The sequence below is a fragment of the Vibrio sp. PID23_8 genome (assembly GCF_003584965.1).
GTDB lineage: Bacteria > Pseudomonadota > Gammaproteobacteria > Enterobacterales > Vibrionaceae > Vibrio.
Map to the genome: position 1 here is coordinate 209482 of NZ_LIXE01000005.1, position 25575 is coordinate 235056.

Annotated in this window: 22 protein-coding genes; 16 read left to right on the forward strand and 6 right to left on the reverse strand. The window is 45.8% G+C overall.

Annotation, left to right across the window (positions count from 1 at the left end; all coding sequences use genetic code 11):
- Positions 1–39: 39 nt before the first annotated feature.
- The 3 genes from AK966_RS11285 (at position 40) to AK966_RS11295 (ending at position 2822) form a co-directional block, all read left to right on the forward strand.
- Positions 40–1407, forward strand: a complete 1368-nt coding sequence (locus AK966_RS11285) for a DNA-3-methyladenine glycosylase 2 family protein (protein ID WP_119464162.1) — start codon at positions 40–42, stop codon at positions 1405–1407.
- The gene (locus tag AK966_RS11290) at positions 1404–1886 is read left to right on the forward strand and encodes a methylated-DNA--[protein]-cysteine S-methyltransferase (RefSeq protein WP_099078430.1); all 483 of its coding nucleotides are present in this window, start codon (positions 1404–1406) and stop codon (positions 1884–1886) included. The genes AK966_RS11285 and AK966_RS11290 overlap by 4 nt, the downstream gene beginning before the upstream one ends.
- Positions 1887–2000: 114 nt before the next feature.
- On the forward strand, positions 2001–2822 hold the full coding sequence (locus tag AK966_RS11295; protein ID WP_099078429.1) for a hypothetical protein: 822 nt from the start codon (positions 2001–2003) through the stop codon (positions 2820–2822).
- A 57-nt stretch (positions 2823–2879) separates the two neighbouring features.
- On the opposite strand, the gene AK966_RS11300 is transcribed toward AK966_RS11295, so the two are convergent.
- The 3 genes from AK966_RS11300 to AK966_RS11310 all read right to left on the reverse strand — a co-directional run bounded on the left by AK966_RS11300 (position 2880) and on the right by AK966_RS11310 (position 6636).
- On the reverse strand, positions 2880–3488 hold the full coding sequence (locus tag AK966_RS11300) for a YitT family protein (RefSeq protein ID WP_099078428.1): 609 nt from the start codon (positions 3486–3488) through the stop codon (positions 2880–2882).
- A 238-nt stretch (positions 3489–3726) separates the two neighbouring features.
- A complete protein-coding gene (gene nhaD / locus AK966_RS11305; RefSeq protein ID WP_099078427.1) occupies positions 3727–5157 on the reverse strand; it encodes a sodium:proton antiporter NhaD in 1431 nt (476 codons plus the stop codon).
- A 453-nt stretch (positions 5158–5610) separates the two neighbouring features.
- The gene (locus tag AK966_RS11310; protein WP_119464163.1) at positions 5611–6636 is read right to left on the reverse strand and encodes an acyltransferase; all 1026 of its coding nucleotides are present in this window, start codon (positions 6634–6636) and stop codon (positions 5611–5613) included.
- Between the two features lie 210 nt (positions 6637–6846).
- Here AK966_RS11310 and AK966_RS11315 point away from each other — a divergent pair, with 210 nt between their 5' ends.
- Positions 6847–7437, forward strand: a complete 591-nt coding sequence (locus AK966_RS11315; RefSeq protein ID WP_119464164.1) for a TetR/AcrR family transcriptional regulator — start codon at positions 6847–6849, stop codon at positions 7435–7437.
- 122 nt (positions 7438–7559) lie between these two features.
- Entirely contained in the window at positions 7560–8417 is an 858-nt protein-coding gene (locus AK966_RS11320; protein WP_119464165.1) for an alpha/beta hydrolase, read from the forward strand.
- A 77-nt stretch (positions 8418–8494) separates the two neighbouring features.
- Here AK966_RS11320 and AK966_RS11325 read toward each other — a convergent pair whose 3' ends face one another.
- Both AK966_RS11325 and AK966_RS11330 read right to left on the reverse strand, forming a co-directional pair.
- Positions 8495–11035, reverse strand: coding sequence for a glycosyl hydrolase family 18 protein (locus tag AK966_RS11325; RefSeq protein WP_119464166.1), 2541 nt, complete (start codon positions 11033–11035; stop codon positions 8495–8497).
- Between the two features lie 314 nt (positions 11036–11349).
- Positions 11350–11853, reverse strand: coding sequence for a DUF2850 domain-containing protein (locus AK966_RS11330; RefSeq protein ID WP_119464167.1), 504 nt, complete (start codon positions 11851–11853; stop codon positions 11350–11352).
- 218 nt (positions 11854–12071) lie between these two features.
- Here AK966_RS11330 and AK966_RS11335 point away from each other — a divergent pair, with 218 nt between their 5' ends.
- From AK966_RS11335 to AK966_RS11380, 10 genes are all read left to right on the forward strand, one after another.
- Complete coding sequence (locus tag AK966_RS11335) at positions 12072–12356, forward strand: pyrimidine/purine nucleoside phosphorylase (protein ID WP_099078421.1); 285 nt, start codon at positions 12072–12074, stop codon at positions 12354–12356.
- 142 nt (positions 12357–12498) lie between these two features.
- Positions 12499–12780 carry a hypothetical protein gene (locus AK966_RS11340; RefSeq protein WP_099078420.1) on the forward strand — a complete coding sequence of 94 codons (282 nt, stop codon included), beginning with the start codon at positions 12499–12501 and terminating at the stop codon, positions 12778–12780.
- Positions 12781–13136: 356 nt separating this feature from the next.
- A complete protein-coding gene (locus AK966_RS11345) occupies positions 13137–14432 on the forward strand; it encodes a carbohydrate porin (protein ID WP_119464168.1) in 1296 nt (431 codons plus the stop codon).
- A gap of 341 nt (positions 14433–14773) precedes the next feature.
- Entirely contained in the window at positions 14774–15778 is a 1005-nt protein-coding gene (locus tag AK966_RS11350; RefSeq protein WP_099078418.1) for a LacI family DNA-binding transcriptional regulator, read from the forward strand.
- A gap of 22 nt (positions 15779–15800) precedes the next feature.
- Entirely contained in the window at positions 15801–17048 is a 1248-nt protein-coding gene (locus AK966_RS11355; protein WP_099078417.1) for an ABC transporter substrate-binding protein, read from the forward strand.
- A 62-nt stretch (positions 17049–17110) separates the two neighbouring features.
- Positions 17111–18100 (forward strand): carbohydrate ABC transporter permease, encoded by a 990-nt coding sequence (locus AK966_RS11360; RefSeq protein WP_099078416.1) that lies wholly within the window; start codon positions 17111–17113, stop codon positions 18098–18100.
- Between the two features lie 46 nt (positions 18101–18146).
- The gene (locus tag AK966_RS11365) at positions 18147–18995 is read left to right on the forward strand and encodes a carbohydrate ABC transporter permease (RefSeq protein ID WP_182852660.1); all 849 of its coding nucleotides are present in this window, start codon (positions 18147–18149) and stop codon (positions 18993–18995) included.
- Positions 18996–19020: 25 nt separating this feature from the next.
- Positions 19021–20370: a GH1 family beta-glucosidase gene (locus AK966_RS11370; protein WP_119464170.1), complete on the forward strand. Its 1350-nt coding sequence runs from the start codon at positions 19021–19023 to the stop codon at positions 20368–20370.
- Positions 20370–21464, forward strand: coding sequence for an ABC transporter ATP-binding protein (locus AK966_RS11375; RefSeq protein ID WP_119464171.1), 1095 nt, complete (start codon positions 20370–20372; stop codon positions 21462–21464). The genes AK966_RS11370 and AK966_RS11375 overlap by 1 nt, the downstream gene beginning before the upstream one ends.
- Before the next feature lie 142 nt (positions 21465–21606).
- A complete protein-coding gene (locus tag AK966_RS11380; protein ID WP_119464172.1) occupies positions 21607–22626 on the forward strand; it encodes a LacI family DNA-binding transcriptional regulator in 1020 nt (339 codons plus the stop codon).
- A gap of 2 nt (positions 22627–22628) precedes the next feature.
- On the opposite strand, the gene AK966_RS11385 is transcribed toward AK966_RS11380, so the two are convergent.
- A complete protein-coding gene (locus tag AK966_RS11385) occupies positions 22629–23408 on the reverse strand; it encodes an ABC transporter substrate-binding protein (RefSeq protein WP_119464173.1) in 780 nt (259 codons plus the stop codon).
- A gap of 521 nt (positions 23409–23929) precedes the next feature.
- Here AK966_RS11385 and AK966_RS11395 point away from each other — a divergent pair.
- A complete protein-coding gene (locus AK966_RS11395) occupies positions 23930–25564 on the forward strand; it encodes an ABC transporter substrate-binding protein (RefSeq protein ID WP_119464175.1) in 1635 nt (544 codons plus the stop codon).
- Positions 25565–25575: the final 11 nt, after the last annotated feature.

Sequence of the window (25575 nt, forward strand, 5' to 3'; positions counted from 1 at the left end):
AGTTCATCAACAACAGAATGCATTCGCTAGGGTTGCACTATGTTTATTCATCCTCATACATCGCTGACCTTTGCACAGTGCCAAAAGGCGCGTATGGCCCGTGATCGTCGTTTTGACGGTTGCTTCTACGTTGCGGTCAAAACCACGGGAATCTTCTGTCGCCCAATTTGTCCAGCCAATTTGCCTAAAGAAGAGAATGTGGAGTATTTCACAGATAAAACGCAGGCTCTTAAGGCTGGTTACCGTCCGTGTTTGCGTTGTCGGCCAGACAGTGCGCCGGGATCTTGGGCGTGGAAAGGGGTTGAAACCACTTTTCAACGGGCGATCAATATGATCGATAGCGGTGAGTTGCATCAACAATCGCTGGCAAACCTAGCGGGTCGGCTTGGCATATCAGATCGATATTTACGCATGTTATTCGAGCAATATCTTGGCCTGTCACCGAAGCAATACGCGCAATACCAACAATTGATGTTTGCTAAGCAACTGTTGCACTCGAGTTCGATGTCAGTGGCAGATGTTGGTTTTGCTACGGGGTTTCATAGTACGCGCCGCTTTAATGATGCCTTTAAAAAGATCCTCAAACTGACACCTTCTCAGGTGAAGCGCAAAAAGTTGGGTGGGGTAGGGACGAACCGGATCGCGTTACCGTATCGAGGTGAGTTGAACTGGCCGCACATGCTAGATTTTTATCGCCTACGTGCCATAGAAGGCGTGGAGTTAGTGACGGGTGATTGTTATCAAAGAACCTTGCAGCTCGGCGGTGGGAAAGCATGGTTGCAAATGTCTCAAAGGGAAGGTTACCTTGAGATGGTGTTTGAAATCGAGGAGGTATCTAAACTGCAAAATCTCGTGTCTGGTGTACGACGAATGTTCGATTTGGATGTGGACATATATAGTGTGGAGCAACACCTAGATTACATAGCCCCAGGTCTGGTTACCACCCGAGGTCTTCGTATTCCGGGGGTATGGAGTGCTTGGGAAGCGGGCGTGCGAGCGATTTTGGGTCAGCAGGTGTCGGTGAAAGCGGCCATAAGCCAACTTAATTTGCTGGTGGCAACGTTAAGTGATGGCGAATCGTTCCGTTATTTCCCGACACCCACCGCAATCGCAAAGGCGGATATGAGCTTTTTACGTATGCCGCAAAGTCGAAAGGACACGCTGACACGCTTTGCTCATTTTGTTCAGAGTCACCCTGACGCTGATCCGCAGCAGTGGCTTGAGTTGAAAGGTATTGGACCTTGGACGGTCAGTTATGCGCAGTTGCGTGGCCAGTCTCAGCCGGATTGTTTTTTAGATAAAGACTTAGTGGTCAAGAAAGCCATGCCGTATTATCCCTCATTGAACGCCCACACCGCTTCACCTTGGGGAAGTTACGCCACGTTTCATTTATGGAATCAATCATGAAATCACGTTATACGATAATGCCAAGCCCGTTAGGCACGGTGACCATTCAAGCGAATGGCCAAGGTTTGTTGGGGATCTGGTTTGAAACCTGTACCACCAAGCCAGACAGCCTAGGGGAGCGCGACGATCAATGCCCAGTATTAAGCCTAACCAGGACTCAGTTGGATGAGTATTTTTCTGGCCTGCGTAATGAATTTGATTTGCCATTAGCCGCGACAGGAACAGAGTTTCAGACTCAAGTTTGGCATGCGCTCACGACGATACCTTATGGTGAAACGTGGAGTTACCAGGACTTAGCTAATGCGATCGGCAATTCGAAAGCGGTGCGTGCGGTAGGGCTTGCCAATGGCAAGAATCCCATCTCGATTGTGGTGCCGTGCCATCGTGTGATTGGTAAAAGTGGCAAGCTTACTGGTTATGCGGGTGGGGTTGAGCGCAAACAACGTTTATTAGCTTTAGAGCAAGGCACACCGCTTTAAGTGAAGCGATTCTCAGAATTCAGCAAGGTTTACCGTATTTGTCTAAATTTTATGTAGGGTGGGAGCCATCTATAAACACAGCAATCCAGAGTAATCAATAGGGATAACAAGAGCATGTCTTTCAAAACGGATTTTGATGCATTCATCAACCAGAGTTGGCAGCAGCATGAAGCCGAGCCAGAGCTGGTCTACAACCAACTGGAGCATGCGTTAGGAGAGGTGGAGGACGCCAATCACGCCGAGCGTATTTTGCCATTGATGCTGCATACTTCGGTTGGTCATTTAAACGACCCCAAGCAGTTTATTACCAGCCTCGATAAGCTAGAAAATGGCGTCGCAACTGAGTGTCTTGCTCGCCAGCGCGCGAAATCGGTAGCGCAGTATTTTTTTGATGGCAGTGATACTGGCATGGCGTTATTGGCTGAGGTCGACCAGCGCCGCGTGTTTGCTCAAATCGCCAACGAACTATCGGCTATGAACAAACTGCAACAAGCCAGCGAATGGTTAACAAAAGCGGTATCTGGACTTAATTCAGGCAGCGTAGCAGAGCCACTGGCGCGTTCTATTGCGATTACTGGAAACAACCTCGCATGTCAGTATGAAGAGCTTTCTGAGCGCACTGCGACGCAAATTCAGCACATGCTTGAAGCGGCAGCATTGGCGCTAGAGTATTGGAAAGTTGCCGGTGGTTGGATGCAAGAGGAACGCGCAGAATATCGCCTTGCGATGAGTTTACTTAAGGCGGGCGAGCCTAAGAAAGCCAAAATCCATGCTGAGCGTTGTGAAGAGATTTGCCAACACAATGGTGGAGATGCATTTGAACTCTTTTGTGCTAATGACTTGCTGATGTTAGTGCATTATCACCTTAGTCAAATCAATAAGCAGCAATTGGGGCTTGATATGCAGCAATACTGCGTTAATTCAACGTTAGCTTAAACCCGCGCCAGAATAAAAATAGCCCCGGTTCAAGTCCGGGGCTATTACGTTTAATGTTTATGCTGTTTGAGGTTTTGGCTGATAACGTCCGGGCTTGTGGTTCATCGCCAGAATTAGGTTAGTCGCAATCGCGCCCAATATTGAAAGTGCAATAAGGTAGACATCAACAATGAACAGTGAAATCACCACGATAGTACAATCTAGCGCCATCTGAACTTTACCCGCCCGGATGTTAAAGTGCTCTTGTAGGTATAGCGCCAAGATGTTGAACCCTCCTAGGCTCATCTTGTGGCGGAAAATAACGAGCATTCCAATACCTATTAAGCCTCCACCCAATAAGGCGGCGTAAATGGGTTCGATTCTTGAAATCTCAATCACATGATGCAGGTGGTCTACCGCAACCGACACGATTGAAACCGCAATAAACGTGTTGATGGTAAAACGCCATCCCATGCGCATCACAGACAAAATGTAGAAAGGTAGATTAAGAGCGAAGAACACCTGACCAAAACTAAAATCACTTATTTTGGTGAGAAAGATGGCCAAGCCAGCGGTACCGCCAGTAAGTAACCCCACTTTGCTGAAGAAGATAACCCCCAATGACACCAACGCGCTGCCGAGCGTCAAGGCCAAGAGGTTCTCTCTTAGGCTATGATCTTTATCCATAAAAATATTTTCCTTGGTTTTAAACCCGAATTGGAAGCAAACAGGCAACCAAAGCGGGTGCGGTTAGCAAAAGGCCAACCAAAGAGTGATAAATCGCTGAATAAAGTGTCGTGAAAAGTGACCAATGTCGAGTATTTCGCCCAAATTGCATCGATGTTAACTGTTTAACATACTTTACACAGTAAGGCTGGTGGCGATGGGTGGCGCGAACCACCCACCAGATGTTAGGTTGCATTGTTTAGGTGAACAGGTTGCCATTCATCCACAAATGCACTGCGATACTGGCGGCATAACCCAGTGCGATGACCGGAGCCCACTTTAGGTGGCCGAAGAAGGTGTATTGTCCACGCGCCGCCCCCATGAGTGCGACACCGGCCGCTGAGCCGATGGACAGTAAACTACCACCCACACCGGCAGTTAACGTCACTAATAGCCAGTTACCCATTGACATGGTTGGCTCCATGGTCAAAACGGCAAACATCACCGGAATGTTATCCACGATAGCGGACAGAATACCCACCATCACATTTGCCCAAATTGGATTCCACTCGGTGTACATCACGTTAGAAACCAGTTCGAGGTAGCCAAGTAAACTCAATCCCCCAACACACATTACAACGCCATAAAAGAACAGTAAGGTGTCCCACTCGGCGCGGGCAACACGGTGAAATACATCAAATGGAACGACAGACCCTAAACGCCTTAAGGCATAGTCATCACCATTGGCAATCGCTAATGCGGCTTTTTTAGTTAGAGACTGCTTGAGGGTTTTCCTCAAGAAATAACCGAAGAACTGCAGATATGCTAAGCCCATCATCATGCCTATTACCGGAGGGAAGTGTAGTACGGCATGGAATGCCACTGCCGTTGAGATCGTCAAGATGAACAAGCCAACGATGCGTCGTGCGCCACGCTTGAGCTCGATGTGCTCATGTACAGTGCTTGGCTTAGTATTTGGTACAAACATTGACATGATAAACGCAGGTATCACGTAGTTAACCAATGAGGGCACGAATAGGGGAAGAAACTCGATAAAGTTTACGTGGCCGGCTTGCCAGACCATGAGTGTGGTGATATCGCCAAAGGGGCTGAATGCGCCGCCCGCGTTGGCGGCAATGACTATGTTGATGCAGGCAAGGTTAACAAAGCGAGGGTTATCACCAGAGACTTTGATGACGACTGCACACATCAATAAGGCGGTGGTGAGGTTATCTGCGATTGGCGAAATAACGAAAGCTAATCCACCGGTGATCCAGAATAATTTTTTAAAATCGAAACCCTTGCCAATCATCCATGCCTGTAGGGCATCAAACAGCCTTCGCTCTTCCATCGCATTGATATACGTCATTGCAACTAATAGGAACAACAATAGCTCGGCGTATTCGAGTAGGTTGTGCTCTAGTGCGGCTTTTGCCACATCGGCTTGGTTGTTTTTAGCGAAGGTATAACCGATCAGAATCCAGATCAATCCCGCTGCGAGCAGTACGGGTTTTGACTTCCGCATCTGCAAGTACTCTTCCAGCATGACTAAAATATAAGCGATGGTAAAGAAAGCCAGAGCCGCATAGCCGACATTCGTGTGGATTAGATGGAGGTCGTTGGTGGTCGCGGCAAAGCTTACGCTAGAGAATAGCAAGCAGCAAAAAGCGACAACTGGATAGATTGGCATAGACATTTCTCCTTTGTCTTACTGGAGAAATTTTAGTCATAAATTAGAGGGTTAAGTGTGAGAAAGCTCGAATTTAACAGGAGGAGTTTTTGATAAATGTAGCTTGCGTCACTACTTTCTGAGCGACGCAATGCTCGCTGCGCCAAATAGGACTGCTGCAGCGTATAAACCATAAGTTAGCCAATGGCTAATTTCTAAAAAAGGAATGAGTTCCTGACCTGCCCACATACAGCCTCCGTTTAATGAGCGTTTTGTTGATAAAGAGTAATCTAAAACAAATGAACGATGTTTTTTGTGAGAGGAAGCAAATTCTGTTGGTTTAAAAATGAGAATTTTTCTGAGTGAGAGAGTGCTCTCATTTTTTATGAGGCTTGCTCTAAACCTTAAGTGTAAGAGCAAGCGATATATACCCAAGAATCTTGAGGTTACTTGGGTATGAAGTTCTGAATGAATTTAGCGCAGCAATAGCTTTTTAAATGGAGAGGCTTCAATCGCGGTCACTAACAGCACAGTGATAACGATGGTGGCGGAATAAAGAAACAGATCACCTGTTAAGCCTTGTAACCCCAAAATACCGGCCACATTCTTCATCATGATGATCACCAATAAGTGGCTGACATAAATACCGAGAATACGCGGAGACCATTTAAACACCCATGGCATGTTGCCAAAATTCGGGTGAGCCAATAACCACATGAACACTGCGAGTGCCCAAATAACCGTACCAAAGAGGAAATCATGTGAGTTGAAGGCAATGTCGGCATTCATTAAGTAATACGCTTCACCGAAATGTAGTGCCATACCGAGCAAGATGAAACGAATCGTGTTATTGCGTGACCAATGCCATTGCTGTTGCCTTGCCAGATAGCCGAGTACGACAAGCAGGGTACTGAAAAACGGACCGTTACGAGTAAAGAATAGGGTTGGTAGTTCGGTGAGCGTAATGTAACTGCCGGCGAAAACGCCATAGATGTAGAGCAGTACCGCCGTTGGTAGCAGCAACTGAGCCATACGAATACGAACTAATAACGCGATCAACGCAACCGCAATCACGAGTGCAGGAATAAACCATAGATGCACCAAGCCACCTTCTAACAAGGAATTCAATGGGTTGGTCATTAAGTAGCCCCAGTAACCTTGGCGCTCGGCTAAATAGCCCGCTTCAGCCACGGTGTGCCAGCGAAATGGCACAGCTAGACATATCATGCTCCATATCAGCCAGATCTTCATTAGTGGCTTGGCGTAACTTTTTAGTGTCTCGAGAGGGCGCTCGCTTAACTTTGGTTGAATCAAATAGCCGGAAATGAGGAAAAACAGCGGGACGGCGAAGCGAGCGAGCTGGTTGAGTATATAGCCTACCCAAGGCACTTCATCCCATTGCCAATAGGTGAGGGCCATCTGGCAGTGAAGTCCAACAATTGCAAACATCGCAATGATGCGAGCAAATTCTAAACTGGCAATTTTTTGGGTGGTTGCCATAGTATGCTTACCTAAAATAAATGAAAAAATCAGCGCAAACTTAGCAGGTAAAGACCTGATTAGCTTAGGTAAAAAATCAAGTCATGATCAATTGATGGCAATCCGTTTCCGAAATTTAGATCCAGCTCAAACTTATCCGTCTTTCTTCGCTAGCCTGATATCGGAAAATTTAAGGTTACAAAAAAGAACGACCGTGCTAAAACTATAGGTATGAATAAAGGAAAAGTGACCAAAGAACTCATTCTTCAGCGCGCATTTCAGTTGGCGAGTGAAAATGGCTTAGAAAGCCTCACGATTGGCGAACTCGCAAAACAATGTGGAATGTCAAAAAGTGGCTTATTCGCACATTTTAACGCCAAGTTGAATTTACAGCTCTCGGTATTGGCCTATGCAAATGACGTATTTGCTGAGCGAGTTATCGCACCTGCGAGAGAGTTTGGGGATAGCAATATTGAGCGAAAGATTCGTGGTCTGTTGGATGCCTGGATGACGTGGAATCATTCGTTTCAAGGCAGTTGCATGTTTCTTGATGCATGGAATGACGCGGCAGAAGAGGATTGCCCACTGCAATTAGCACTGCGTCAGTCGATTGATACTTGGTTGAATTACTTGCAAATTCAAGTGATAAAAGGCAAAGAAAACCATGAGTTTAGGGCGGATTTAGATACGCAACAAGCGACCTTTGATCTGTACGGGCAGTACTTGAGTGCGCATGTGTTTTATTCGATCAAAGGGGAACAAGAAAGCCAGAGACTGTTCTGGCAGGGTATCGATAACTTGTTTACTCGATGGAAGCATTAGCCCTGCGGTCAGGGGCATAGTAAGCGTTTTATAACAAAGGGCGACACTGAGCGCTCTTTCTTATCAGCACAAAAAGCACGACCGTTCTATTTTGTGCAAAGCTGATAGCTAAGGAAAAGATCATGAGTGAGAAAATCTACTTTAACACCTCGCAGCGTTTCAGCATTAAACGCAGTTTGGTCAACATTAGTACACGATTGCACCATACGTTGGCCCCAACACATGCTAAAAACACGGCGCGAAAGTTACTGCTTACTCCGGTAAGGACACAGGCAAAGAATGCCGAGCCTAAAGGACTGATTAAAAGTGAGTTGCAAGGTTACACAGGGGTGATCAAAACCTATTCACTCGGTACTGGACCGGTTTGGGTGCTCACTCACGGTTGGTCTGGAACCGCCAGTCAGTTCTACCCTTTGATGGAATACATTGCACAAAAAGGCTATACGGCTTTGGCTTACGATCACCCTGCGCATGGTGAAAGCGAAGGGCAATATGGTCACATTCCATCGTTTGTACGTGGTTTAGAGGATGTGCTTGATTCGGTGGGTGATGTCGCAGGTTTGGTGGGGCACAGTATGGGGACGGCTTCTGCGTTGGAGTGTCGTCATAGTAAGCTTGAAAACAAACCACTGTTGCTGATTGCGCCAGTGCTGAACTATGTTGAGAATTTATTTGGCACTATTACCCGTTCAGGTTACTCGATGAAACTGTTCAACGCAGTGGTATCAGAAATCGAAGATCAGTTTAGTTACCCTTTACAATCCATTGACCCATTTAGGCGCCTCTCAGAACGTTTTTCGCCAACCATCATCGTTCATGATGAACAAGACAAGTTCACTAAGCACAGTGTATCGGTTCAGGCTGCGAATGAAATTGAACGAGTGGAACTGGTGACCACTCAGGGCCAAGGTCATGGGCGTGTGATGAAGTGTGAAGAGGTGTTTCGCAGTTTTGACCGCTTGATACAAGAAATTCAATAACACTGAATAACAAAGGACAGCCGAAGCTGTCCTTTTCTTTTTTTAATAATGTCAAAGTGACATTGCATTAGTGGAACTTAGTTGCAGCTTGCTAGGCCAACCTCTTTCCAAACACCCCATTGACCAGACTTGGTTGGATCCTCGCCACGAGTCCACCATTTCGCTTCCCAGGTCTTGCCTGCGTGAGTGACTTGGTCACCGCCGGTGTAAATTGTGCTAGCATCCCAGGCATTGTCACACGTTCCAGGATTTGGGTTGTGTTTCGCGACAACAACCGTAGCGCTTGCAGTCGAAGTTGCTTGACCATCGCTTACGCTGACAGTGAAGCTTAGGCTTGTGTCTTGTGGGTATTCTGCTGCCGTGAACGTCACTTTCGCGCCGTTAACCGTAGCGTTTAGACCTTGAGGTAGCGTCCAATCAAACGTTAGCGTGTCGTTGTCAGCATCGCTAGAATCTGAAGCATCAATCACGACTACGTCGCCAGCGTTCACTGTTGTAGGTGTAGAAACTTTTGCAACTGGCGCAGTGTTTGGTGGATCAATCACACCAGCAGGCTTAACCGTGACTACAACGAGATCAGAAGCGGTTGCGCCTTTGTCATCGGTTACTGTTAGTTTGAACGTTAGCTGCTCTTCTGCAGTCACTTGTGCTACATCAAAGCTTGCTGTCGCAGTGTTCGCGCCAGATAGAGCCACTGCAGTACCTGATACTTGCTCCCAAGCGTAGCTTGCGATTGTGCCATCAGAGTCAGTTGAGTTGCTGCCATCAAGAACAACACTTGCAGGACCTGTTACTGCTTGGTCTGAACCAGCGGCTGCCGTTGGTTGGCGGTTTGGTGGAACAACGACACCACCAGCCATGCCTTCGTGCATTGCGTTAAGAATGTCGCCGTTATCTGCATCAATTTCCCAAGAGAATAGACCTGCTAGACCCAGAGATTTTGCGTAGTTGCCTTTTGCCAATACAGAGCGGTGATCGTCAAATGTAATCAGTTCACCCGTCGAACGGTTCCACACCCAAGGTGCTTCTGCTAGCTCGTCATAACCGTATTCAAAGCCGTTGATGCCAGCGTTGTTCGCACCTAGCATGAATGACTTAATACCTTTGTAGTCAATCACGCCATCTTCCCAAACGCCTTGAGTCGTGCTGCCTTTCAGTTTACCTGTCGCAGTACCTGTCATTGGGTCGTTTGGATCCGTCAGCGTATCTGGTGTTACACCTTCCCAACCACGGCCGTACATTGCTGCACCTAGAACCAGTTTGTTCGCAGGAACGCCTTGCGCGAGTAGTAGTTGGATGCCGTTGTCAGCCGTGTAAGCTGGGCCTTTGTACGCTTCGCCGTTTTCATCGACACCGCTTCCGTCACACTGGCCAGGACGCATGAAGCTTCCGCAGTAAAGTCCGGCTTGATGGCCAGGAACGTTGTTCCAACCGCCGTAGAAGTCGTATGTCATTGCAAAGATGTAATCCATGTACTGAATCGCATCTGCGTAATCAACGTCTTCGATTTTGTCGTAGCCAACACCAATCGCAGAGGTCAACTCAAAAGTACGGCCTGTTTCTGCTTCTAGCTCATCGAGCATTGCTCGCAGTTCACGCATTAGCGCAACGTATGCAGCACCATCGTTGTCAGGATCACCTTTATCAGCAGCAGCACCACTACCACCAGGGTATTCCCAGTCGATGTCGACACCGTCATAGAACTTCCATGTTTTCAGGAATTTTTCAACCGAAGCAACGAAGGTGTCACGGTTGGTTTTATCGACGAAATCATAAAACGGATCTGACAGAGTCCAGCCGCCAATAGAAGGAAGAATTTTCAGATCAGGATTGCGCTGTTTTAGCGCCATCAACATCGCATAGTTACCTTTGATAGGTGTGCTGTATTCATGTCCCGCTTGAGGGAAACTTTTTTGGAATGCTGCCCAAGGATCATGAATCACCACTTCATAGTCATCCACACCACGACACGCAGTTTGTAGCGCATTAAAGCTGTTCCCGCCAACCGATTTTACTGATTCATTCGGGCCACAGATAGGAATAAAACCGTAGATGATGTGAGTCAAGTTATCGACAGGCATGTTATCAACCGTGTAATTACGGCCGTAAATACCCCATTCAACAAAGTAAGTACCGATCACAACGCTTGGGTCTGTGTTGTAGGTTTTGTTGTTTGGGTCAACATTCATGGTGAGAGGCGGCAAGTGAGAACCGTCGGTATCCGCGATAGTGATCTCTGCTGGTGCGCTCTTAGCACAACCTGTTGCGTCACACGCTTCGATTTCCATTTGGTACAAGCCACCTTGGCCGTATTCAAATGATGCCGTGGTTTGGCTACCAGTGATAGGGCCTGTCGCCACTTTTACGCCATCAAAGTAGATGTTGTAAGTGTCGCCAGAAGTACCGCTCCACTGATTAAATTTCACGTTGATCTTAGCTAGATCATGGTACTTAACCATGTCGTTGTAGCCAGATGTGGTTTCCATTGCCAACTCAATTTTAGAAAACTGCAGGTTGTTGGAACCGTACATATCGATACTTGGTGCGGTAGGCGCCGCGTTTGCCGCGCCAGATAGTGCTAGGGCAACCCCAGCTGCACATAGGTTAAATCGAATCATAACTTCTCTCTCAATCCTTGAATTTACGTTCACTTATGAACATAAGCTGCTCTTGCGACAGAAAAGACAATTAGTTTACGTGCAGTGCAAAAGCATCGCATTTAGCATTTCAGACGCTTATTTATTTGCGTGAAAAAATAAACCAAGAATCGACTTTGCTACATAACTTTAACGTTATGGTAACATTGTTTTGCAGGAAAAATGCTAAATCGAGCCAATAATTTATAAATTCTTGGCATCTACTTAATTTATCTTCTACTCAGTTTGTGTGCGTTATTTTGCGAGCGAAATAAAGCTTTTTGCATTTAATATCGCTAATCACCACCAAAGTGATTGCTTAGCGCAGCGCGGCGCTTAGATGCAGCACCGGTTTCTGAGCCTTGCACCGTGTGCTCGAACTCTTTAGAGACGAATCGTTGCTCAGGTAAGGCGGGTTTGACACGACGGAGTTGAGGAGAGAGATGAGATCCAGATATTTGGTAGGCTGTTTTTCCTAGCCCTGTGTTTAAGGTGATTTGCTTGCCATCGAACTCAAATTGAGTGGCAATAAGGCGATGATTTCGAAATACACCGTCAGGAGTGAAATTGAGATGCTCAGTTTGGTATGGCGGTGCGCCAATCTCTATCCACTCACCATAGACTTTTTTTGGATCAATGTAGTCGTTATAGGATACGTAAAGTTGATAGCTAATGAATCCTAGTAAGCTACAACTGAACAATACAAATACCCCTTTGATTATTTTGAACTGATGGTGTGCCCAAAATGAGGGAGGCGGAGTTTGGTCTTGTTTGCGTTTTTGGAGTGTTGTGCTCGTCATGATCCCTGCTTCTTGTTTTTTGGGTTATGGTGGAAAGATTCAGTTGTAAAAACAAACAATCTCTAGAATGTGATATTGAAACTATGATCTAATGTCCACTTTTACATTTCGACACAAGGCTGCTAGTCGTTCATCTTCGTTGATATAGGTAATGTCGAGCTTGAGTAGCAGAACAATACAGGGTAAAAAAGAGCGGATTTTTGATAAGGAAACCAACAATGAATATTAAGGAAAACAGTTATTTTGCTGGCGGTGTAAAGTCACTCGGTTTTGACCAACAAGGACAAGACGTTAGTGTCGGTGTGATGCTTCCAGGAGAATACACGTTTGGAACCCAAGCCCCAGAACGTATGACCGTTGTAAAAGGCGCACTCATTGTAAAGAAAGCAGGTGAGGCCGATTGGGTAACATACAACAGTGGTGAGTTCTTCGAAGTGGAAGGTAACGCGTCGTTTGAACTGGAAGTAAAAGATGCCACCGCTTATTTGTGTGAGTATTTATAAGCGCTTAGCAAAGAAAAAATTAAGAAAGCCACCGTCGGGTGGTTTTTTTGTGCATGTTATCCAGTTGTAACAGTCTTTAGAAATAAAGTGCCAGCAGCGTATATACTTAGAATAGATACATAGGTCAATTAAGGAGGACACAATGGCAATTCAATCTAAACATTCTGATCTTCCTCCTCGCTATGATGCAGCAGACTTTACCACAGACCAAAGGCATCGTTTTACCACCGTGGCCAATGAAGCACACAGACGTAGAATCTCTTATCGACAAGCTTTGGAGAAAAGTCGATTGGCCAAAGCGAAAGAGAAAGCGTTAACACCTTGCCTTCCGTCAAAAAGAGTGAAACCGAGTAAAACTGGTCAAGTGATTTGGTTAGTCACTTTCCTCCTGATGGGGTTGTGGATGATGTATATGTTTGCTTAGGTTGTATCCGCTCCTCTACTCAAGGTATATAGCATTGTAAGAAACTTACGGCTTGTGAATATTTTCAGAATAATGAAATTTTTCATAGAGGAGAGTGAAAAATACCATCGGATTGAGCAAATTAACGTGATAAAAATTAAACAAATTGGTGAAATGAAAGCGATTTCAAATGTGATTGCCATGTTTCTTTCTTTCTATCCCTATGATTGTAAATAATAAATTGTGTTTTTTGTTTCATGCGTTGTTTCATGTCATTCTGGGGCTCCTGACATGTGAAGCAGCAGCAACTTTTCAATGCTTTCATTCCTTAATATTCCTTACGAGATAACAACACATACAAATTTTAGGGATATAACATGAAAAGCTTTAAAGTTTTACCTCTCTCTATTGCGGTGGCCGCTTCGCTTGCTTCTTTACCTTCTTTTGCTGCTGATGCCGATGTAGAGGCATTAGAAAAACGTATTCAAGAGCTAGAAACCAAAATTCAAACCGGTTACGTTTTTGATCAGCAACCAGCCGTATTGACTTCTGAAACCGAAGTGCCACTAGGCGTGGTGTTCTCTGGTTATGCTCGTTATGGCGCGGCTTACCAGGGCAGTGATGCAGTGACAGTCGGTACGGCAGGGGCGTTGAACGGAAACGCAACAGGTCGTTTAGGTAATGAACAAAACGGTGGTGAATACCAGTTTGCCCGCGCGTTTGAGAGCGACGGTGGTGCTATTTGGGATATCGTGTTAATGCTTGAGCATTGGGCAGATGCTTCATGGGCAGATGATGGTGGTGTTAACCTTAAGAAGTTTTACGCAGGAGCGGCCAATCTATTTGAAGATCAACCAGACCTATACGTATGGGCAGGCCGTGACTTCCATCAACGTCCACAAACTGATTTGAACGACTACTTCTGGATGATGCACGATGGTCAAGGTGCGGGTTTTTATAACCTAGACTTAGGCGCTGCTAAGTTCGACTTTGGTGCCATAGGGCAAGTAGAGGGTGACATGGTGGGTGACAACGGTCGCTACGCTATTACCAGTAAATTGCATGGCATTCAGTTGGGTGAAATGGCAAACCTTAGCCTTTACGCGAACTACGGTTTTACGTCAGACAAATTGAAAGGTACATCCGTGGATGGCGTGACGTCTTACCAAGTGGCGGGTGAGTTGTCGATGGCAGGTCAACGATTGATTGTTCGTTACTCTGATAACGCAAAAGACAGTGTGTTTGATTTAGCCGAAGGGCAAACGGCGACGTTAGTCAGCTTTGATGGCGGCACAATGCTGACAGACAAAGCGGGAATCCAATATCTAGCGGCTTATCAAGCACTAGACGTTGAAGGAAATGACAGTCGTGTGAACTACAATGCAATTGTTCGCCCGACGTACCAGTGGAATGACATACACTCGACGTGGTTAGAAGGTGGTTACAACGTCGTGGATTACGATGACATCGATGCGACGAACAGCTCTTGGAAGATGACGTTGTCTCAGAACATGGCGATTGGTCCACATACTTGGTCACGTCCGATGCTACGTTTTTATGCAACAGTGGGTAATGCCGATAACGAGTACACAGGTTTTGATGACAATGGCAACAAAGTGGCAACCGATCTTGACACCCTAACGGTTGGTGCAATGTTCGAAGCTTGGTGGTAAGCCACACCTAGTTAATTACTGTCCATGCTAAGGTGGTGAGTGTTTAAGGCAGAACGATCAAATGCTTACCATCTATTTACTCTTAATTCTTGTATTTTTGCCTCCCTCGTGGAGGCTTTTTTATCTCCTGAGGCAGGCAAATTCTTCTGGTCATGAAACAGTTTCACAAGTGAAAAGAAAACTGTAAGTTGCCTCATTCTTTATCAAATTACTCTATTTAGCCCCAAACTTGTTGTGAACTCACTCACGCTAATTCTTAGCTAGATATTGAATAATCGAATGATGAAAGCGGTTTCGAAGGTGTTTGAAACTTGCGATGTGGTGTCCATAAAGAGGTTGATGTGGCGACGATTAAAGATGTGTCTGAATACGCAGGCGTTTCTCAAGCGACCGTTTCTAGAGTGATTAACGGTACATGCCGCGTTAGCCATGATAAGAAACTCAAAGTCGAAAAAGCAATTAAGGATTTAGGCTATCGTCCAAACTCGATTGCGCAGGCGCTCGCATCCAGTCGTACTGGCAGTATTGGCATCATTGTTCCTGAGTTAGGTGGCCCATTTTACTCCGGTATTTTACACAGCATTGAAGAACGCTTGCGACGTATGGGCTATCACGTGATTGTTACGGCGGGATCGAATACAGAGCAAAGCCAGCGCGAATCGGTAGAGTTTCTGCTTGGTCGCCGTGTCGATGCGATGATTTTGCACACGCAAAGTCTTTCTGATGATTATTTGATTGATCTTGATAACAAGGGGATTCCGGTGGTGTTGGTTAACCGTTATATCCCAGAAATGGCCCACAGTTGTATCGAGATCGATAACGAATTAGGTGGCCGAATGGCGACTGAATATTTGTTGCGAATGGGGCATCGCAACATTGCATGTATTACCGGTCCTCTGGACAAATCTGACGCACGGGGGCGTCTACAAGGTTACCGCAAGGCTCTTGAAGAAGCGGAAATCGCGTATGACGAAGCGTTAGTGTCCGAGGCCGGTTTTACTGAAGAATCAGGCATCAGTGCTATGCGTAAGTTGCTAAAACGTGAATGTGTTTTCACTGCCGTATTTGCCTGTAACGATCACATGGCGTTTGGCGCTTATGAAGTGTTGAAAGCAGAGGGCATGCAAGTACCAGAGCAAATTTCACTAGTGGGGTTTGATGATATCTTGTTTGCTCGCTATCTCACGCCAGCCCTTACCACCGTTAATTTCCCTATAGAACAGATGAGCGCAGAGGCGGTGCAACTTGTCATCCAAGCGCTGAACAAGAACAAACGTGATGTGAACTTCAAGCTCACACCAACCCTAGTACCCAGAGGTTCGGTCAAGTTACTGAATAATCTCTAGAACAATAATTAAGGACGACAACATGAAACTGAAAACTTTGACGCTTGCTATGACTGCTGCACTCGGTGTCGCTGCAACGGTAAACGCTGCCGACGAAACCAAAATCCGCTTCGATGGCTTTCCTGACTTCGATAGCAGCTTGAAAGTACTGCTGCCAGATTTCGAGAAAAAAAACGGTATTAAGGTTGATTACCTAATGAACAATCATGGCGACCACCATACCAAGCTGACAACCAACTTGGCAACGGGGTCTGGTGCGGGTGATGTGATTGTTGTTGATGTAGAAAAAATTGGCCCATTTGTGGCTTCAGGTGGTTTGGTTAACCTGTCTGAAAATTACGGTGCAGATAAATACGCAGACAGTTTTGCGCCTTACGCATGGGCACAAGGCAAAGGTGCAGATGGTGATATCTACGGCATGCCTGTCGACTTAGGCCCTGGCGTCATGTACTACCGCACCGACCTCTTTGAAAAAGCGGGCATTGATATCAACGAAGCGATCAAAGATTGGGATTCTTACATCGCTGCGGGTGAAACGCTTAAAAAACAAAACATACAGCTTATTGCTTCGGCAGCAGACGTTGCGCAAGCGATCATCTTTACCACCGTTCCTGAAGGTGAAGGCTTGTACTTCGACAAAGACGGGAACCCAGTGGTGACCTCAGAGCGCTTCGTTCATGCATTTACAGTGGCAAAACAGATTCGAGATAAAGGCTTAGATGGCCGCATCCTTGCTTGGTCTAATGAATGGTACGAAGGTTTCCGTAACGGTACATTCGCGACGCAGCTTTCAGGTGCATGGCTACTGGGCCACCTAAATAACTGGATTGCACCAGATACAGCGGGTAAGTGGGGTGTAGAGCACCTTCCTGATGGCATTTATGGTAGCTGGGGTGGTTCATTCCTTTCAATTCCAACTCAATCACCTAACCCAGATGAAGCATGGAAACTTATTGAATACATGACAGCAGATCGCGATGTTCAGCTTAAGCACTTTGAAACGATTGCAGCATTCCCAGCGAACACAGCAACGTACGATGACGAGCTATTCCAAGAGCCAGTACCGTTCCTTGGTGGCCAGCAAGCACGTCTCGTTTTTGCTGAAGTTGCTAAAAACATCAAGCCGGTTCAACCAGCGAAAGGCGACCACGTAGCACGTTCAATCATTCTTGAAAATGCTCTGATGGAAGTGCTTGATGAAGGTAAAGATATTAAAGTTGCACTTAGTGAAGCAGAGCGCCTAATTAAGCGCCGCACACGTAATATGTAAGCAACTCGCTAGTTTTAAAGTTTGGAGGCGTGCAAACGCCTCCTTTGTAAGAGGTCGTTACTATGAATCACGCAGCGAGCAACGTCATGGAAACTACGGGTCGTAAAAGCTTTTTTTCATATCTAAATTTGAAAGCGCTTACACCGTATGGGTTCCTTCTGCCGTTTCTGATCATTTTTTCTGTTTTTGGGATATTCCCTTTACTGTTTTCTGTCTTTCTATCGTTCCAAATGTGGAACCCTGTAGAGGGCATGGATGCGATGCAGTTTGTTGGTTTTGAAAATTACCACATTGCACTCACAGACCCATGGCTTTGGCGCTCATTGAAAAATACCTTATGGCTTGCTGTCACTTCAGGTGTTGCACAGCACTTAGTGGCAATTCCTGTAGCGTATATTTTAGTATCAATGGGCGATCGCTTGCGTCACTGGTTGACGTCGGCTTATTTCCTACCATTTATTACTTCTACGGTTGCTGCATCTCTCATCTTCTTTAATATGTATTCGCCAAACTCGGGCATTATCAACCAAACTTTGATTGCCTTGGCGGATAGCCAGCTATTAGGTTGGGCTTTTTCTTGGGTATATGATTATCAGCCAATTCGCTGGCTCGATGATGCAACGATGATCAAACCATCGATTGCTATTGTGATTTTTTGGAAGTACACCGGCTTTAATATCGTGCTTTACACGACAGGCTTGATGACAATTCCAAAAGACATTCTTGAAGCAGCACGTATGGATGGTGCTAATGCATTCCGCCGCTTCTGGCACATTTCATTACCAATGATTCGTCCATTTATCTTCTTTGCTATCACCATGACGATTATCGGGAATCTGCAGTTATTTGAAGAACCGTTTGTTTTGACTCGTGGGGGCGGTGGTACCGGTCAGTCTGGTCTAACGATCTCTATGTATCTTTACAAAGTAGGTTGGGAGTGGCTAGAGATGGGGACTGCATCGGCAATCTCATGGTTACTGTTTGCTCTAATCGCAACGTGTACGGCAATTCAATTCTTATTCTTTGGTAAGAAAGGCTTAGGGGAGCAATAGCATGACGACCTCAATTAAAACCACAGCGTCCCCCTTGAGCGGACTTATGCCAAGCGAGCGTACCACCCACCTGTTGACGAAGGTTGCGATGGTGCTACTAGCCTTTGTATTGATTGTCTCGGCAATTATCACAGTGTTTCCATTTATATGGTCTGCACTATTGTCGACACGTGATCGTTCGGAGATTTTCGGTACAGGTATCAGCTTAGCGATTGGCGATAGTTTGGCATACAACTACGCTCAACTGCTTGAAATTATGCCATTTTGGCAAGCGATGTTTAACTCGATTTATGTTGCCTTTTTAGGTACGACAATTTCATTACTGTTCTGTAGCATGGGCGGCTACGCCTTCGCAGTGTACAAGTTTAAAGGTAAGAACCTACTGTTTGGTATGTTGGTGGGTTCAATGGCGATTCCGCCTGTTTTGAGCCTGATCCCGTATTTCATGATCGTGAAGTTCCTAGGTTTACTAGATAGCCATATCGCCGTTTGGTTACCATTTACAGCAACGCCATTTGGTATCTTTCTCATGCGTCAGCACGTGATCGCGTCAATTCCAAAAGAACTCTTGGAAGCGGCAAAACTCGATGGCGCTGGTGAATTTAGAACTTACTGGAGCGTCGTATTACCATTGATGAAACCAGCTCTAGCGACACTGGCCATTGTCCAATTTGTCTTCTTCTGGAACATGTTTATGCAGCCATTGGTGGTACTGAACTCCCCAGACAACTACGTTATTACTCAGGCACTACGAAGCGTGCAAGGGATTCCAAATACGCCATGGGGTGCGGTGATGCTTGGCACCACTATCTCCATTCTTCCGTTAGTAATTACTTACTTATTTGCTTCGAAACAGATGATTAGCGGTCTGACATCAGGCGCTGTGAAAGGTTAAGAGAAATTTAAGGCATAAAAATATAATGAATAAATTCCAATTACCCCAAGATTCTAAAATGCGCCACCCTGAGTTCCTATTTGGTGTCGCGACCTCTTCTTACCAAATTGAAGGGGGCGCACAGCTTGGTGGGCGTACACCATCGATTTGGGATACATTTTGCAACAAGCCTGGTGCAGTAGACAATGCCGATAACGGTGATGTGGCGTGTGATCACTTCCACCTATGGAAACAAGATATTGAGATGATTCAAGGTCTCGGTGTCGATGCGTATCGTTTGTCGATGGCATGGCCGCGCATTCTGCCAGAAGATGGCAAAGTGAATGAAGAAGGTCTTAAGTTTTACGAGCAAATCATCGATGAGTGCCATGCTCGTGGTTTGAAAGTGTTCGTGACGCTTTACCACTGGGACTTGCCTCAATACCTTGAAGATAAAGGTGGTTGGCTGAACCGTGAAACGGCTTACAAGTTTGCAGAGTATGCGGATGTAGTTAGTGCTTACTTCGGTGACAAGATTGACTCTTACGCAACACTGAACGAACCATTCTGCTCTGCTTACCTAGGCTACCGTTGGGGTGAGCATGCGCCAGGTATAAAAGGCGAGCGTGAAGGCTTTTTGTCGGCACACCACCTGATGTTGGGTCATGGCTTGGCAATTCCACACATGCGCAAGAACGCACCAAATGCGATGCACGGTTGTGTGTTCAATGCGACGCCTGCGTACCCTTACACAGAGGCAGACGCAGAAGCGGCAGAGTACAGCGATGCGGAAGGCTACCACTGGTTTATGGATCCTGTGTTGAAAGGGACATATCCAGAAACCGTACTTAAGCGTCAAGCGCACAACATGCCGATGATTCTAGAGGGTGACCTCGATATCATTCGTACAGACCTAGACTTTATTGGCATCAACTTCTACACCCGTTGTGTGGTACGATTCGATGAAAATGGCATGCTAGAGAGCATTCCTCAGCCAGAAGCGGAGCACACCTTTATTGGATGGGAAATCTACCCACAAGCATTGACGGATTTATTGCTACGTTTGAAAACGCGTTATTCAAATCTACCGCCTTTGTACATTACCGAAAATGGAGCGGCGGGTGATGACCACCATGTTGCAGGCCAAGTGAATGATGAACAACGCGTGCGCTACTTCCAATCACATCTAGAAGCACTTGATGAAGCGATTAAAGCTGGCGTGAATGTGAATGGCTACTTCGCTTGGAGTCTAATGGATAACTTCGAGTGGGCATATGGTTACAAACAACGCTTTGGTATTGTACACGTTGATTACCAAACTCAAGAGCGCACCTTCAAGCAGAGTGCGATTGCGTACCGAAACATGCTGCTAGACCGAGCTGAGGAGAACAGATAATGGCTAAAGTAGAATTCAAAAACATCAAGAAATCTTACGATGATGTGGAAGTCGTGAAGCACTTTGATTTCACCGTACAAGACGGCGAATTCGTGGTTTTCCTTGGACCATCAGGTTGTGGTAAGTCGACTACGTTGCGAATGCTGGCTGGCCTAGAAAGTATTTCTAGCGGTGAGATTTATGTTGGCGATAAGCTGATGAACAAAATCGACGCTAAAGACCGTGACCTTGCGATGGTGTTCCAAAGCTACGCGCTATACCCGCATATGACGGTTTACGAGAATATTGCCTTTGCACTTAAATTGAAAGGTATGCCGAAAGACCAAATCGACATCGAAGTGCGTAAAGCGGCGCAGATGTTGGAGCTAGATGCGCTTCTTGAGCGCAAACCAAAAGAGCTGTCTGGTGGTCAGCGTCAACGTGTGGCGATGGGCCGAGCAATGGTACGTACACCGAAAGTATTCTTGTTTGATGAGCCATTATCAAACCTTGATGCCAAGCTACGTGGTGTGATGCGTGAAGAAATCAAACACCTTCATCGTGAGTTAAAAACCACGACGATTTATGTGACTCACGATCAAATAGAAGCGATGACATTGGCAGATCGCATCGTGATTCTGAAAGACGGTTATGTGGCTCAGGTGGGTACGCCAACGGAAGTGTTCCAGCGCCCTGCAAACAAGTTCGTGGCGCAGTTTATCGGTAATCCATCAATGAACATGCTGGATGCGAAGTTGGTGGGAGAAGAGGGCAATTGGGAAGTAGAATTGGGCGATGTTCGTATTCCACTGCCGGAGCGTTTTAAAGCGCACGCATCGAAAAATCTTGCACTGCATTTTGGTGTGCGTCCAACCGACATTCATCTGCGAGCGGAGCAAGTGGATCATGATCGCGTGTTGCCATTCCCAGTGAAAATCAAAGACAAAGAGCTATTAGGCGCAAGCATTCTATTGAAAACAGAAGTTGCTGGTCAGCCTCTGATGGTGGAAACTCAAGCCGCAGAAGTGGATGTAGATACACTCACGCTGTACTTGGATTTGGATTCGATTCACCTATTTGATGCGCTGAGTGAAAACTCGCTTGCGACTTTCTAAATCGCGTTGTAGGAAAAGTGTAAGAGCCAGTGTTTGTGCACTGGCTTTTTTTATCCATACGCGATATCTAAATAGAATTGAGTGAAAATTTTCCGTCATTTATATTTTTATCATTTGCCTGCCTGGATCTGCTGAATAACCTATGAAAAAGAAAAAACGTTCTCCTTCGATTTACGATGTGGCTAAATTAGCCAGTGTCTCTCCTAGCACCGTATCGCGTTTTCTTAATCGCACAACGTTTATCTCCCAAGACAAAACTATCGCGATTGAAGATGCGATTAAAACGCTAGACTACAAGCCCAATTACCAAATGAATCAAGGCACCAACACACGTTCGATGACGATTGGCGTGTTGGTACAAAATCCAGGAAGCCCCTTTATCAGTCGCATCTTTAACGACATGGAGCGGTTTCTCGGATCGAAAGGCTATTCCCTTGTGATTGCCTCTGGATATTGGCAACACAGCATACAACGACAAGCGCTGAGTTATTTAGAGAAGAGTAATGTCGATGGCGTGATTGTTGTGGCGGGCAGTTTGACAGAGAAAGAACTGGTGGATTATTCCAAAAAGATCCCCGTGGTCGCCGTGGGCTACAGCTGTATGGATAACAAGTTGCAATCGGTGAATATTGATAATGTGCTTGGCGGTCACATGGCGACGCTGCACTTGTTGCAACAAGGGCATGTGAACATTGCACATATTAAAGGTTCGCTTAATCAGCCAGACGCAGTGTCACGCTTTGTTGGTTACAAAAAGGCGCTGACCGAAGCTGGGATTATAGTGCGCAATAATCTGATTAAGCAGGGCGATTTTAGTAGCGAGGTTGGTTATGAGCGTACAGTAGAGTTGATCAAATCTAAGGTGCACTTTTCCGCGTTGTTTGCCTCTAATGACCAGATGGCGTATGGGGCTATTAAAGCTCTGCATGATCATGGTTTGAGAGTACCAGAAGATGTCTCTGTCATTGGCTTTGACGATTTGCCTGCGTCGAAGTACTTTACTCCTGGATTAACCACATTACGTCAGCCCATTGAGGAGCTCGGTGTGGTGTGTGCAGAGTTAATCTTGAGCCTGCTAACTGGCGAAAAATGCAGTCCCCGACTCCCACCGATAGACTTAATTGTGCGGGAGTCGACGGTATCTAAATTTCGCCCGAGCTGATGTTAAATGGGCAGTAATTCTGACTGATAACCCGTAAATTCGCTTGGTAAGATTGGATTCACTAACTGAAAAACACGGCGTTGGTGGAGTTTGACAGCTTGTACTTCCGCGCCATAAGTCTGTTCAAATAGCATATCCAGCTCTCCGTTGGCTAAGCAACGCTCTAACCCTCGGGCAATGGCTTTCTGCAATGCTGCTTTTTCTGGGTGGCAATAAAAAACCAAAGGGAATGGGTAGTAGAGTAGTATGCTCGGCTCCACGACCAAATCCGGCGTGAGGTGCGCAAATTGAGTGACAATTGCCTCGGCTTCATTGGCTCCAAGAGAGACGTAATCACACTCACCGTTCTGTACCGCGATCAGCCTCTCTTGCAAGCTCCCTTGTTCGACAACGTGATATTGATTGAAACGAAACAGCTCGGCATCAGCCCACGTGGCCGGAATACCAACGCTTAACTGCTTGAGCTGCAACGGCGTCAATCGACTAAATTCTGCTAACCGACTCTTGTGTATGATCAATATACGGCAGCCTAACAATCCTCGGCATAGAGGTTGTGGAATCATAGAATAGGCTCCTGGCGTAAACTTGCGATTGCCCGCCACTGTAACCAATACATCGGTGCCATGTGAAAAGACAAGTCCTTCATCTTTAGCACTTGGGTAATCAGTCAAGTCATTGTTTATAATAATGTTTAACTTCGTCTGTTCTAGCACAAGCTGTAGCACTTTCCATTCGAATTCTTGGCGAATCACTGATTTGTTGCCATTCCAAAAATGAACCATGTTTGTTCCTCAAATTTGCTCAGACGAATGGATGATTTCACTGAATATTAGATTTTGAAAGCGCTTTCTTAATGTTTGTGCTGATTTTGTGTGCATCAGCACGAGTTGTAGTCAATTGAGCCTTTGATATTGGGCGGTGACATGTTTGGTCTAAGTGGCAATGGTAAGTAGAGATAAACTTGGATTGGTTCACAAAAACCGAGCTAAGCGATAGGTGTTTAACTTGTTGAATTATAAGGCTTAAAAACATAAGTGAGATCTCTATTGTTTTTAAGTTATTGATATAAAAGAATTTTTCGTGTTGTGATCAACGCGTTGTTTTTACTCCCTTTCATTGAAGAACTTTGCGAGATTTACGACTATGGTAAAGCAAAGAAAGCGCTTTCCTGCTGGGTTTATAATCTATTTGCGATGAGTCGTAATGGCCAAGCGAACGAGATCACTCAATTGAGTCGCTTTATTTTTTTGAGTCATAAGAAAGCGCTTTCTTTTCGTATCCAACATTATAAAAGGACAATGTGATGCATAAGAAAACCCTACTTGCTACCTTTGCTGCCAGTATGTTGCTTGCCACTACTGCTCAAGCGGACAGCATTAAACAAGGTGGTACGCTGACAGTGCCAATCATTAACACCGGTTTTGTGAAAAATTTTAACCCTTACACATCAGGTGATCTGCTACATGGCATTATGTATGAGCCGTTGTTCGTCCTGAATAACATGACAGGTGAAACGCACTTTCGCCTAGCGGAATCTGTACAGTACTCAGACGATCTAAAAACCATTACCTTGAAATTACGTGACGGCCTACAATGGTCTGATGGCGCTCCGCTGACAGCGGAAGATGTGGTATTCAGTTTTGAGCTGACGAAGAAAGCGCCAGCATTTGATGTAAAAGCGATTTGGCCGACAGGTAACCTGACTAGCATTAAAGCGACCGATAAACATACCGTTGTGTTTGATCTTGCAGAAGCTGATTCGACGTTCCTTTGGAGCATCGGTGCGTATCACATTGTTCCGAAACATACTTGGTCAAAAGTAACGGATTACACTACTTTTACTAACCCGAATCCAGTCGGTAGTGGCCCGATGACGACCGTGAAGTACGTTAAACCTCAGCAAATGGAGTTGTGCCGTAACGAAAACTACTACTTAGAGAATCGCCCATACCTTGACTGTGTAAACTACCGTTCATACAACGATAACTCACAAATTCAACCCGCTTTGATTAAGGGTGAGATCGACTGGGGTTCAAACTTTATCGCTGATGTTGAATCGACGTTTGTTAATCAAGACAAAGAGAACAACCATTTCTGGTACCCAGCAAATGATGCGATTCATCTTTACGTGAATACCAAAAAAGCACCATTTGATGACCTACGTGTACGTCAGGCACTTTCAATGGCGCTAGACCGAGAAGCGATCGTTGATATTGCGGCCTATGGTTACCCTACTGTGAACTATAATGTGGGTGGCATCGCCGAACTTTACAAGAGCCACATTGATGCTGAAGTGAACAAAAAATACGGACATTTGACGCAATACGATGCAGGCAAAGCGAAGGCCTTACTTGATGAAGCGGGCATTGTTGACCGTAATGGTGATGGCTTCCGTGACAACGTTGACGGATCTACTGTCGAGTTCGATATTGAAGTGGTTAACGGTTGGACGGACTGGATCCAAGTGGTTCAGATGGTAACCGAATACTATGCCGATGTGGGCATCAAAGCCAACGTGAAGACGGTTGACTGGGCGGTTTACGATAAGAACCTGAAAGACAGTGCGTTCACCATGTCGATCAACTGGTCAATGGTGTCGGATAACCCAATTCTGGCGTTCCAAGAGTACTACCACACCTCTCGTATAGGTAAAGGCTTCCACGCAGGTCATGGTGTTCACTCACCTGAAATCGATAAGCTAATTGAGAGCTTTGGTAAAATTGGTGATACGAAGAAGCAAGAAGCGATCATTTCTGAGCTTCAAGAGTTCACCGCAGAAAATATGCCATTTATCCCTTTGTTCTCTAATGCAACTTGGTTCCAGTACAGCACTAAGAAAATCGTTGGCTGGCCAAGCGAGAAAGACCCTTACATACAACCAGTTTGGTATGACGGCGGTAAGCGCGTGATCATCCTGAACAACCTACATCTGAAATAACTAGCACTTTC